The organism is Paenibacillus turicensis, assembly GCF_050461185.1.
In the GTDB taxonomy this organism is placed as follows: Bacteria; Bacillota; Bacilli; order Paenibacillales; family Paenibacillaceae; genus Fontibacillus; species Fontibacillus turicensis_A.
The window spans coordinates 29,762-42,353 of record NZ_JBCMOR010000008.1 but is presented as its reverse complement, the minus strand read 5'-3'; the positions used below and the strand labels follow the sequence as shown (position 1 = coordinate 42,353).

Annotated in this window: 9 protein-coding genes and 1 other annotated feature; all 9 genes read left to right on the top strand. The window is 40.9% G+C overall.

Annotated features, from left to right (window positions below; genetic code table 11):
• Window positions 1-109: 109 nt before the first annotated feature.
• Window positions 110-751, top strand: a complete 642-nt coding sequence (gene yihA / locus ABE099_RS13720; protein WP_430031657.1) for a ribosome biogenesis GTP-binding protein YihA/YsxC — start codon at window positions 110-112, stop codon at window positions 749-751.
• A gap of 584 nt (window positions 752-1,335) precedes the next feature.
• A complete protein-coding gene (gene hemA, locus ABE099_RS13715; RefSeq protein ID WP_430031655.1) occupies window positions 1,336-2,688 on the top strand; it encodes a glutamyl-tRNA reductase in 1,353 nt (450 codons plus the stop codon).
• A gap of 103 nt (window positions 2,689-2,791) precedes the next feature.
• Window positions 2,792-3,724: a hydroxymethylbilane synthase gene (gene hemC, locus ABE099_RS13710; RefSeq protein WP_430031653.1), complete on the top strand. Its 933-nt coding sequence runs from the start codon at window positions 2,792-2,794 to the stop codon at window positions 3,722-3,724.
• Window positions 3,725-3,729: 5 nt separating this feature from the next.
• Window positions 3,730-4,521, top strand: a complete 792-nt coding sequence (locus ABE099_RS13705; protein ID WP_430031651.1) for a uroporphyrinogen-III synthase — start codon at window positions 3,730-3,732, stop codon at window positions 4,519-4,521.
• Window positions 4,522-4,556: 35 nt separating this feature from the next.
• Window positions 4,557-5,558: a porphobilinogen synthase gene (hemB, locus tag ABE099_RS13700; protein WP_430031649.1), complete on the top strand. Its 1,002-nt coding sequence runs from the start codon at window positions 4,557-4,559 to the stop codon at window positions 5,556-5,558.
• Between the two features lie 254 nt (window positions 5,559-5,812).
• Window positions 5,813-7,114, top strand: coding sequence for a glutamate-1-semialdehyde 2,1-aminomutase (hemL, locus tag ABE099_RS13695; protein ID WP_430031647.1), 1,302 nt, complete (start codon window positions 5,813-5,815; stop codon window positions 7,112-7,114).
• The gene (locus ABE099_RS13690; protein ID WP_430031645.1) at window positions 7,111-8,028 is read left to right on the top strand and encodes an RluA family pseudouridine synthase; all 918 of its coding nucleotides are present in this window, start codon (window positions 7,111-7,113) and stop codon (window positions 8,026-8,028) included. Before hemL ends, ABE099_RS13690 begins: the two co-directional genes overlap by 4 nt.
• Before the next feature lie 140 nt (window positions 8,029-8,168).
• The gene (locus ABE099_RS13685; protein WP_430031643.1) at window positions 8,169-9,443 is read left to right on the top strand and encodes a LysM peptidoglycan-binding domain-containing protein; all 1,275 of its coding nucleotides are present in this window, start codon (window positions 8,169-8,171) and stop codon (window positions 9,441-9,443) included.
• Between the two features lie 78 nt (window positions 9,444-9,521).
• Window positions 9,522-9,811 (top strand) — a binding site (T-box leader).
• A 96-nt stretch (window positions 9,812-9,907) separates the two neighbouring features.
• Window positions 9,908-12,583 carry a valine--tRNA ligase gene (locus ABE099_RS13680; protein ID WP_430031641.1) on the top strand — a complete coding sequence of 892 codons (2,676 nt, stop codon included), beginning with the start codon at window positions 9,908-9,910 and terminating at the stop codon, window positions 12,581-12,583.
• Window positions 12,584-12,592 lie beyond the last annotated feature (9 nt).

Below are 12,592 nucleotides of genomic sequence, written 5' to 3'. Positions count from 1 at the left end.
GTAGTACCTACGTTTATTTCGTAGTAGTTGTATTTTTTTTAGTCGTTGTAATGTAAAATGTGAAAAGTAACATTAACACGCGCCTGATGTAGTTAGAGAGGATTATCAAATGAAAATAAAAAATGCAGAATTTGTGATTAGTGCGGTTGGACCTAATCAATATCCAGATGATGCCTTGCCAGAGATTGCGCTGGCAGGGCGCTCCAACGTAGGGAAGTCTTCACTAATCAACCGAATGATCAACCGTAAAAATTTGGCTCGAACAAGCTCTACCCCTGGTAAAACACAGCATTTGAACTATTATCGTATTAATGAGCAATTATATTTTGTTGATTTTCCGGGTTATGGTTATGCGAAGGTTTCAAAAACACTGCGCCAAGTATGGGGCAAAATGATTGAGCAATATATACTTGAACGTGAGACTTTACGTTTAATTATGTTAATCGTTGATCTTCGCCACCCACCATCTAAGGATGATATCCTTATGTATGATTGGCTCAAGCATTATGATATGCCTGTCATGGTTGTGGCAACCAAAGCAGATAAAATTCCTCGCTCCCGTCACGCCAAGCATGTCAAAATCATTAAACAGGAATTGGGCATGACACCAGAGGATAAATTTATTATGTTTTCCTCTGAAGCAGGCATCGGCCGTGAGGAGCTATGGGCGTATATTAGCGAGGTTGCAGAGCTAGATAAACAAGAAGAACTAGTTGCACCTCCTGTCGAGTCAGACTCCAATGAAGTCTGAGAGAATGAAAGTTTGTTGAGCTTTTGAAGAAGTAAGCTATTGAAGCATTTGAAGTCAACGAAGTTGCTGAAAATGCTAAAGAAAAGTATGTCTGAATTTATGCACAAAATCTCATAAATTAATTAGCGCAATATTTGGTGTGAAGTAGGGTGTATACTCTACTCCTTCCATGTGCCTAAACATAAGGACTTCAACCTAACCTTGAATATTCAAAAATTCAAGGTTTTTTTATATCCATCCCTCACTTATACATAACTCAAAAGCCTCAACGACGGTTAAAAAGCATACGCCAGCGGAGTTTTGCAGGAATGTGGAGAAGCGTTAGCGTTCGCATTTAAAAATTGGATTGCCACCCTAGAACATATTCGTGCAATCCAATTTTAAGAGCGATCGAAACATCCTGCAAAACGTAGCCCTCCATGCTCCAAACGTAAGTTAGATTTTGATTTTGTTCATAAAACTTCAACAAACTGTCAAGTAAAGTTCAAAAGTTTCGATGATCTATGTGATATACTTAACAATAGATTTTAACTGGATACATCAAATTAATGATATTCTAAACTACACAGGTAGGTGAACTTGCAATGCACGTTATGGTAATGGGGTTGAACTATCGGACGGCTCCGGTTGAAGTGAGAGAACGTTTCTCTTTTGTGGAAAGTGAACTTCCAGGAGCACTCGAAGAGTTGAAGCACATGAAAAGTGTATTGGAAGGCGTTATAATTGCTACCTGCAACCGAACAGAAATATATGTTGTTGTTGATAAGCCTTATATGAGTGGACATTATATAAAAGGGTTTTTAGAGCAGTGGTTTGGCATTCCGCGAGAGGAATTTAGTTCCTATATTTATGTACACCAAGATGAAGCGGCGATCGCCCATTTATTTTCAGTAACTTGTGGACTAGACTCTATGGTGTTAGGGGAAACTCAAATATTAGGTCAAGTACGTAAAGCCTTTTTGTTAGCACAAGAGCAGAAGGCGACAGGGACTTGGTTTAATCGCTTGTTTAAACAAGCGATCACTTTAGGGAAACGTGCACATGCTGAAACCGCAATCGGAGAAAATGCTGTTTCTGTCAGCTATGCGGCCGTAGAGCTTGGCAAACGTATTTTTGGCGGATTTGAAGATAAAGTTGTTTTAATTTTAGGTGCTGGCAAAATGAGTGAGCTTACCGTCAAGCATTTAAGTGGTGGGGGCGCTAAAAAGGTGTTAGTTGCCAATCGGACCTATGCGCGTGCACAGGAATTAGCACAGCAATTTAATGGGACTGCATGTACGATGCAGCAAGCTATTGCAGGTCTTGATCAAATAGATATTTTAATTAGCTCTACAGGGTCAGAAGGATACGTCCTCACTGCCTCAGAGGTTGCTCAAAAAATGGGCGACAGAACGAATCGTCCCTTATTTATTGTTGATATTGCCGTGCCAAGGGACATTGATCCTGCTATTGGTGAGCTACAGCACGTATATTTATATGATATTGATGATCTTGAAGGTATTGTAGAAAGTAATATGGATATACGTCGCCTTGAATCTTTAAAAATTGAAGCGATGATTGAAACTGAGATTGTAGAATTTCAAGAATGGGTTGGTACGTTAGAGGTACAACCAATGATCCATGCATTAAGACAGAAATCAGCCTTGATTCATGAAAGCACAATGCAAAGTCTTTTTAACAAATTGCCAGAATTAGATCAACGTCAGCAAGCAACGATTCGTCGTTTAACTAAAAGTATTATAAATCAAATGATGCATGATCCGATTCATCGAATTAAAGAAATAGCAGGCGAAGTGGATGGGGCAGACGCAATAAAAATGTTTGCACAAATTTTTGCGCTAGAGGATCAATTGGAGGATTTAGAGGAGACATCCACTGAGTCAACAATGAAGAAAAGTCCAGAAGCTGAACCTGTGCTTACACTAATATCAATGTAAATATAAGCATCCAAGTTATATGCCCTGACCCTAAACGTGTTTTTTTGACACATGGGATCAGGGCTTCTATGCTATAATCAACCTGATTTTGAGGAGGACATATATGAACAGGACCATTGTAGTTGGAACCAGACAAAGTCAGTTAGCTTTAACACAAACAAATCAAGTCATTTCAGATTTAAAGTTATTATGTCAAAAGCATGGACTTGCCTTTGATTTTGAAATTAAAAAAATTATTACCAAAGGTGACCGCATTTTAGATGTAACCTTATCTAAGGTTGGGGGTAAAGGTTTATTTGTTAAGGAAATCGAACAAGCGATGTTGGATGGCGAAATTGACTTTGCTGTGCATAGTATGAAGGACATGCCCTCGATGTTGCCAGAGGGGTTAACGACAGGTGCAGTGCCACGCCGTGAGGATCCAAGAGATGTATTGATTTCAGCTACAGGATTAAGCTTGGATGAACTGCCTGAGGGCGCCGTTGTAGGGACGAGCAGTCTAAGACGTAGCAGTCAATTGTTAAGCTATCGACCTGATTTAAATATTCAATCGATTCGTGGCAACATTGACTCTAGAATCCGAAAATTAGAAACCGAAGGCTTTGATGCGATTGTATTAGCTTCTGCAGGACTTAATCGAATGGGATGGGGACACAAAGCCTCTTCTTATTTACCAGTAGAGCTTTGCTTGCCAGCAGTAGGTCAAGGCGCTTTAGGTATAGAGTGCCGTGAGGATGATGTAGAGGTAAGGCAGCTATTGGCTTTATATAACGATGATATAACAGCACAAACGGTATCAGCAGAGCGCAAGTTTTTAAGTGTATTAAACGGAGGTTGTCAAATCCCAATCGGTGCCTATGCGACACTACTTGATGATGAAAAAATTGAACTTACGGGTATGGTTGGTTATGCGGATGGTCGTAAAATTTTAAAGGAAAGTATGATTGGCAATGATCCAATTAAGCTTGGCGAACAGCTTGCATGGAAATTAATTTCTGAAGGTGCAGGTGAAATCCTGGCTGAAGCTAGGGAGTGAATTAGATGGCAGATTTAGCTGGTAAAACGGTATTAGTCACAAGATCACGTTCAGGGGCAAGCCAATTTGCTCACAAAATAAAGGAAAAGCAAGGAACCCCTTTTATTTTTTCAGTGATTGAAACTATACCGCCTTGGCAAGCAGCAGATATTGATTATGGAAATGAAGTATTGCAACAGCTTAAGCAATTTGACTGGATTTTTTTCACTAGCGTGACAGGTGTGGAGTATTTTTTTGATCGGATGAACACACTGAAACTGGAGACTAGTCATTTGCATAAGGCAAAGGTTGTTGCTGTTGGGCCTGCTACGGGCGCGGCATTAAGGATGCGTGGGATAGAGCCACAAGCATTACCTGAAGTATTTCAAGCAGAGGGCTTAATAGCTAAGTTTGCAAATGAGCTAAAGTCAGGGCAACGGGTTTTGTTGCCACGTGGTAATCTGGCGCGACCTTGGCTACACGAGGTTTTAGTGGATATGGGACTTTATGTGACCGAAATTATGATGTATGAAACGATCCCTGTCCGTCAGCATGATTCTGCCTTGCTCCACGCACTTGAACATCATTTAATTGATATTATTACCTTTACCAGCTCATCTACTGTAAAAAACTTTATTCAGGCATTAATCAACATGGGCATTGAAAATCCGCTCCAAGCAATTAAAGGTATTCCAGTTGCGTGTATCGGAGAGATTACAGCCCAGACCGCACAAGACCTTGGACTTGAGGTTACACTTATACCTAAAGAAGCTACACTGGATAGTTTGCTTGAAGCAATCAGTATATATTTCGCTTAATTAAGAAATCAGGATATTAGGAGGTTGATTATTGTATGATTTTTCCAATTAAAAGACATCGTCGTTTACGTCAATCAAGTGGGATGCGGAACATGGTGCGTGAAACCGTATTAACGGTGAATGATTTTATTCAGCCTATTTTTATTACACATGGTGAAGGCATCAAAAATGAAATCTCGTCCATGCCTGGCATTCATCATTTTTCAATTGATCGGTTAGAGGAAGAGTTAAAAGAAATTGTAGAGCTTGATATTTCAGCAGTATTGCTGTTTGGCATTCCTGAAAGTAAAGATGAAATAGGTAGCTCCGCATTTGCCGATGATGGCATTGTTCAACAAGCAACACGTAAAATTAAGTCACTTTATCCTGATTTGTTAGTGGTAGCTGATACTTGTTTATGTGAGTTTACTGATCATGGACATTGTGGCATGGTTCATACATATGAACGGGATGGACATATTTGTGGTGATGTGATGAATGATGAATCACTAGAGCTATTAGTGAAAACGGCAGTATCTCAAGCCGCAGCAGGTGCAGATATTATTGCGCCTTCTAACATGATGGATGGCTTTGTGGGGGCAATTCGCACAGGACTAGATGATGCTGGATACACACATATACCAATCATGTCTTATTCCGTAAAATACGCCTCTGCTTTTTATGGTCCATTCCGTGAGGCGGCCGATTCAGCTCCTCAATTTGGCGATCGTAAAACGTATCAAATGGACCCTGCTAACGTTAGAGAAGCTTTGCGAGAAGCAGAATCTGATGTAGCTGAGGGTGCAGATATGTTAATGGTTAAACCTGCTTTAGCGTTTATGGACGTCATCTCATTACTTCGCCAGCAATTTGATTTACCATTAGTGGCTTACAACGTAAGTGGTGAATATTCGATGGTTAAGGCGGCGGCATTGCAGGGTTGGATTAATGAAAAGGCGATCGTAACCGAAATGCTGCTTGGCATGAAGCGTGCAGGCGCAGATATTATCATTACGTATTTCGCAAAAGACATGGCGCGCTGGTTGCGGGAAAATTAGGGCTCCATTTAGAAATAAGTACTTGACATCGGCTGGGGGCTGGTAGCTACGATCCAGAGAGTTCTTGCGATTGTTGTTAAAATCAAATTCCTTTATTGGAATAATTTTAATGGATGGAATTTAATTTTAAGAGACAACCTTAAGAAACTCTCTGTCTCTTCGCTAGTTTGGGTTAGCGGTCAAGCACTGATTTCAAGATTGAGCCCAAATTTAATATCTAAGTTAAAGAAAAATTGAATCGGAGCGTGAATGTTATGAATCAGAAAATCGGAAGAATTCATTCATCAAAATCTGAGGCTGCTTTTGAGGCGGCAAGACAAGTTATGCCAGGTGGTGTGAATAGTCCTGTGCGTGCCTTTAAATCAGTAGGAGTGCCACCCGTTTATGTAGAGCGTGGACAAGGCTCTAAAATTCATGATATCGATGGTAATGAATACATTGACTATATTTGTTCATGGGGTCCCCTTATTATGGGGCATGCCCATCCAGAGGTAGTACAGGCGTTACATGATACAGCAACAAAAGGCACTAGCTTTGGTTTACCCACTTTGCTAGAAACAGAAATGGCGAAGCTTGTCGCAAGTCGTGTCCCGTCGGTTGAAATCGTGCGGATGGTTAACTCTGGTACAGAAGCAACGTTAAGTGCCATTCGTTTAGCAAGAGGATATACAGGACGTCATAAAATTATTAAGTTCGAAGGCTCTTATCATGGACATGGGGATAGCTTGCTTATTAAGGCAGGTTCTGGTGTTGCGACATTAGGTCTTCCCGATAGTCCTGGTGTTCCGCCAGCAATCGCTCAAAATACAATTGCGTTACCTTATAACGATATTGAAGCAGTGAAGCTTGCATTTAATCAATATGGGGAAGAAATTGCGGCGATCATCGTTGAACCGATCGCTGGAAATATGGGCGTTGTGCCGCCACTTCCAGGATTCCTTGAAGGCTTACGTGATATTACAACCCAATATGGCAGCTTGCTTATTTTTGATGAAGTAATGACTGGCTTCCGCGTACATATGAATTGTGCACAAGGAAGATTTGGGGTGACACCTGATTTGACATGTCTGGGTAAAGTCATTGGGGGTGGATTGCCCGTTGGAGCATATGGTGGTAAAGCTGAAATTATGTCACAAATTGCACCTAGCGGCCCAATTTATCAGGCAGGCACATTAAGCGGAAATCCACTTGCTATGGCGGCAGGGTTTGCAACGTTATCACTGCTCACAGATGAGGTATATGAACGGCTAGAACGACTTGGCGCAAAAATGGAAGCGGGTTTTTTAGACAATGCTAAGGAACTTGGCTTACCTTGTACAATTAATCGTGTTGGTTCGATGATTTGTCCATTTTTTACCGATCAGCCTGTAACGAATTTTGCTACAGCGAAGCAAAGTGATCTTGATTTGTTTAAACGGTATTTTGTAGCAATGTTAGAGGAAGGGATCAGTATTGCGCCTTCACAATTTGAAGGGATGTTTATTTCAGGTGTGCACACTGAGGAGGACATTGATTTTACGATTGAAGCACAACGACGTGCACTGCAAAAGCTATGAGCTTTAAGGTTTTAGGGTCAAAACGAGGAGAATGGCTAGAGCTTACTCCAGGAAAAATTTTTGGTAATGGGACTTTAGAGGAGCGCATAATCAAAGTGCAGGAATGGCTAATACAGCAAGGAATGCCGCTTAAACTGGTGCACCTGCTCAGTCATACTGGTGGTATTAAAATAGCGGGGGATCGCTTGCGTTTGCATCTATTCCCTGCTGCGTCTACACAATATGAGGATTGTGCGGATGAAGCAGAAATTTTATATGAAGATGATTTTTGTCTCGTCGTGCATAAGCCTGTAGGGATTAAGATTCATAGTGATGGTGGCATCAAAAAAATATCGACATTAGATGATAGAGTTGCCAGCATTTTTATTCATCGCAATGAGTCTATTGCACCACAGCATATCCATCGACTTGATGAATTCACGTCAGGACCCGTGCTTTATGCTAAAAATCAATATGCTCAGCTAAAGCTAGATGAGGCGATGTCGCGTAAAGAAATTGCACGCCGTTATGTCGCTTTTGTTGAGGGGAAGGTTGATCCCAGCTTAACTAAGATTGATCAACCGATTGGGAAGGATCGTCATCATCCTAAACGGCAACGTGTTAGTCCGAATGGTAAAGTGGCGATTACGCATGTTGAGCTACTTGAAGCTAGCAATAGCTATAGTAAGCTTGCGCTAGAATTAGAGACAGGACGAACGCATCAAATTCGGGTTCACCTTAGTGCCGTAGGGCATCCATTAGTTGGGGATGAGTTATATGGTGGTGATACAGCATATTTATCTTATCAAGCCTTACATGGTATAAGCTTATCGTTTCTACATCCATGGTCAGGTGAGAGTATCACGATCCACGATCCTTTGCCTGAAGCGCTTGTCCAGCTACAGCAGCAGCTGGGAATAAATCTATTAAAATAGGGTGTGTCCTCAGACACATCCTATTTTCTCTTTTTTTATGAATAAAAAAGTCATGCCGTCCCATTTTGTGCATATAGATTAAACGAGTGGTAATTCGAGCTTTACTCGTGTTTGTTTATTGTTGAGGGGAGGTATAACTTTTGGTCGATCAATCTTACGGACTACGATTTGATATTTATGAGCGTATCCATTTAGGCGATGATGTAATTGGAATTGATGAATTAGAAGAAATTGAACTTTATCCTAAAGTTCAAGTCATACCTGGAGAGGAATATGCATCCTTGCGGGGGCATTTATTGTTGACAGGGGTGTATCGAGGTGGCGGAGAATCTCAGCAGTTAGAGCATTATATTCCTGTTGAAATTACAATTCCACTTAGTCGTGTGAATGATTTAGAAGAAATTGCCGTAGAAATCGAAAACTTTGATGTAGATTTGCTTAATAGCAGAAGCTTAAATGTCACAGGTGTTTTATTACTACAAGGCATTGAAACAAGTGTGTCCTCCACAGGTGAAGAGTGGCGGGATCAAGAGTTTACAGCAGAGCATGAATTATCGAATTCCGAGCATAGAGAGCAATACCCAGGTGTTGAGGAAGTCGCTGCGATCCCATATGCTGCGGACGAGCAGCAGGGGGCTTGGGTTCCTGAGCAGTTAAGCACCGTATCGGGGCAAACCTTTGATGTGAATGCAGAGGAAATTAAACCTCTGGAATCGTTGGAAGCGTCTAGTTTTCCTGTGGCGGAAGTGGTAGGTGAACCAATCCCTGCCCCTGAGTCTCATATTTCTAGCTTTCAGCCAGCAGAAACGTCAGAGCAGTTGACATGGGATGAGGCTTTAATGTCAGCTAGTGACAAAAATGTAGGTGCTCAAGAGGTCGCTGTAGAGGCTCCTGTTGAAGCAGTTAGCACTTGGACAGAGGATTCATTTAGTTCTCCGGAGGAGGATCTCCCTGTTGCTCAAAGTCTAGATGCATCCCAACTAGAGGAAGGGCAGGAAGTAACTTTATCTTCAACTGAAGATCAAGAGCATGAAGATAAGCCAGAGATGAAAATTGCGCTTGGTAGCAAAAAAAGCAACGATCAGGACGGATTATCTTCATTTAGCATAAGCAACCTATTGCCAAAGCATCGTCATATTGTAGAGACTGATGAGGTAGAGCAAGAGGAAGTAGAAGCGGGGCTCATCGCAGAAGAAGAGGATATTGGAAATCGCCCTTCATGGAAAAACTTGTTTATTCGTCAGGAAGCTGAAGAGCAAGCCCCTTTCCGTAAAATGAAGTTAGTCATTGTTCAGAGGGAAGAAACCTTGAACGAAATTGCGGAACGTTATCACCTTAGCTCAAGGGAGCTTCAATTGTATAATCGTTTAGAAGAACAAAATTTGGCTGAAGGTCAAGTTTTATATATTCCTTAAAATCTTGACTCTCTTGGGGTTCCAATGTATGATAAAGTGTATATAATGTAGGATAAGTTGTATATTAACTACACTTGATTAATAACTTGGAACGGGAATAGTAAGCAGTGAAGCCTTCAGAGAGTGGAATTGATTGGCTGAGAAATTTCACAGGATGTAGCTGATTGAAGTCGCCCGGGAGTTGCCTATTTGAATCGAGGTAATCATCGCTTAGAATAGGTCGGCAAGCAGCCGTTATCTGCATAAGTGTCATAGATGAACTTGTTATATTCCTTCTTTTGATGAATAGAAGTAAGTCATTAGGATTGGAAATGGGTTATTTATGAAACAAAGGTGGTACCGCGAAAGTAAAGCCTTTCGTCCTTTGAGACGAGAGGCTTTTTTGTTTGCCTAAAAGGGGCTCAACATTAAAAATGTAACCTGAGCCGTTTATTATGAATATGAACATGAAAGGTTGATCGATGATGACAGAGAAGCTGAATTCAAAGGCTTCGGCTGAAATGCCTACCACATATGATCCAAAAGCAGCCGAGCAAAAATGGTATAAGTATTGGCTTGAAAATGATTACTTTAAAGCAGGACAAAAGCAAGATGCTACCCCGTTTACGATTGTAATCCCACCACCTAACGTAACAGGTATGCTTCATATTGGTCATGCCCTTGACTTTACGTTACAGGATATTATTATTCGTACAAAAAGAATGCAAGGTTACGATGCATTATGGCTACCAGGTGCTGATCATGCAGGGATTGCAACCCAAACTAAAGTAGAACAAAAACTACGTGAACAAGGCTTATCCCGTTATGATCTTGGCAGAGAGAAATTCCTTGAACAGGTATGGGAATGGAAAGAACAATACAACAAAACAATTCAAGAGCAATGGGCAAAAATGGGACTTTCTCTTGATTACTCCCGTGAACGCTTTACATTAGATGAAGGCTTGTCTAAGGCTGTACGCGAAGTATTTGTGAAGCTATATGAAAAAGGTTTAATTTATCGTGGTAAAAAAATTATTAACTGGGACCCAGCAGCTAGAACCGCATTGTCTGATATTGAAGTTGAATATAAAGAAGTGAATGGACATTTGTATCATTTACAATATCCGCTTACAGATGGTAGTGGACATCTTACTGTTGCAACGACACGTCCTGAAACGATGCTTGGGGATACGGCGGTGGCGGTTCATCCAGAGGACGAGCGGTATAAGCACCTTATTGGCAAAACCCTGCTACTACCGATCGTTAATCGTGAAATTCCGATTATTGCAGATGAGTATGTAGAAAAGGATTTTGGTAGTGGTGCAGTTAAAATAACACCGGCACATGATCCAAATGACTTTGAAGTAGGACTTCGTCATGATTTGCCACAAATCATTGTGATGGATGAAAGTGGAACTATGAACCATGAGGCGGCTAAATATAACGGTCTTGATCGTAGTGAATGCCGTAAGCAAATTGTTGCTGATCTGAAGGATATGGGCGTTTTGATTAAAATTGAAGACCATTTACATCAGGTTGGGCATAGTGAACGCTCTGGTGCGGTAGTTGAGCCGTACTTATCTACACAATGGTTTGTTAAAATGAAGCCGTTAGCAGATACAGCAATTCAAGCACAAAGAGATAACACAGGTGTCAACTTTATTCCGGATCGTTTTGAAAAAACGTATTTGCATTGGATTGAAAATGTACATGATTGGTGTATTTCTCGTCAGCTTTGGTGGGGTCATCGTATTCCTGCTTGGTATAGTGAAGCTACAGGTGAAATGGTCGTTGCACATAGTGAAGAGGAAGCACGTGAAAAGTTAGGTAGAGACGATCTTATTCAAGATAATGATGTGCTTGATACGTGGTTCAGTTCCGCATTATGGCCGTTTTCGACATTAGGTTGGCCTGATGTAGATAACGAAGACTTTAAACGTTATTTCCCTACTGATGTATTAGTAACTGGCTACGATATTATTTATTTCTGGGTAGCAAGAATGATCTTTACTTCATTGGAATTTACAGAGCAAATTCCATTTAAAGATGTATTTATGCATGGATTAGTACGTGATAGCGAAGGTAAAAAAATGTCTAAGTCATTAGGCAACGGTGTAGATCCACTTGATGTAATTGAACAATATGGTGCAGATGCGATGCGCTATATGATCTCTACAGGTAGTACACCAGGGCAAGACCTACGCTTCCGCTGGGAACGTGTAGAGCAAGCACGTAATTTTGCTAACAAAATTTGGAATGCTTCTCGGTTTGCTTTAATGAACCTTGAGGGCTTAACATATGAGCAAATCGATATTACTGGAGATTTATCTACAGCAGATCGTTGGATTTTACATCGCTTTAACGAGACGGCACGTGAGGTTACACGTTTGTTAGATGCCTATGACTTTGGCGAAACTGGTCGTGTACTTTACAACTTTATATGGGATGACCTTTGTGATTGGTATATTGAATTTGCGAAGTTATCGTTTTATGGTGAGGATGCGGCAGCAAAAGCGAAAACTGGTTCTGTACTGGCTTATGTCCTTGATCGTACGTTGCGCTTAATTCATCCGTTTATGCCGTTTATTTCCGAGGAAATATGGCAGCATTTGCCGCATCATGGCGATACAATCACTTTGGCAGCAGAATGGCCTAAGTATGATGAAGCACTTGAAGCACCTGATGCTGTACAGGAAATGAACCTATTAATGGATATCATTCGCGCTGTGCGTAACATTCGTGCAGAAGTAAATGTACCGATGAGCAAAAAGATTGAATTGCTGGTTAAGCCTAGCTCAGAAGACATGCTCAATATTTTAACTCGTAATGAGCATTATATTGCTCGTTTCTGTAATACGTCACATTACGAGGCTTCACTTCAAATTTCTGCTCCTGATAAAGCAATGAGTGCAATAGTGACAGGTTCAGAGCTGTTTTTGCCACTTGCAGGATTAATTGATATTGCCCAAGAAATTGCTCGCCTTGAAAAAGAATTGGAGCATTACAATAAAGAGGTAGAGCGTGTGGAGAAAAAGCTAGCGAATGAAGGCTTTGTTGCGAAAGCACCTGCAAAAGTAATTGAAGAGGAAACCAATAAAAAAGCGGACTATTCAGAAAAACGTAATAAAGTCATTGCGCGTATAGCTGAATTAAAAGGTTAACTAGATTAA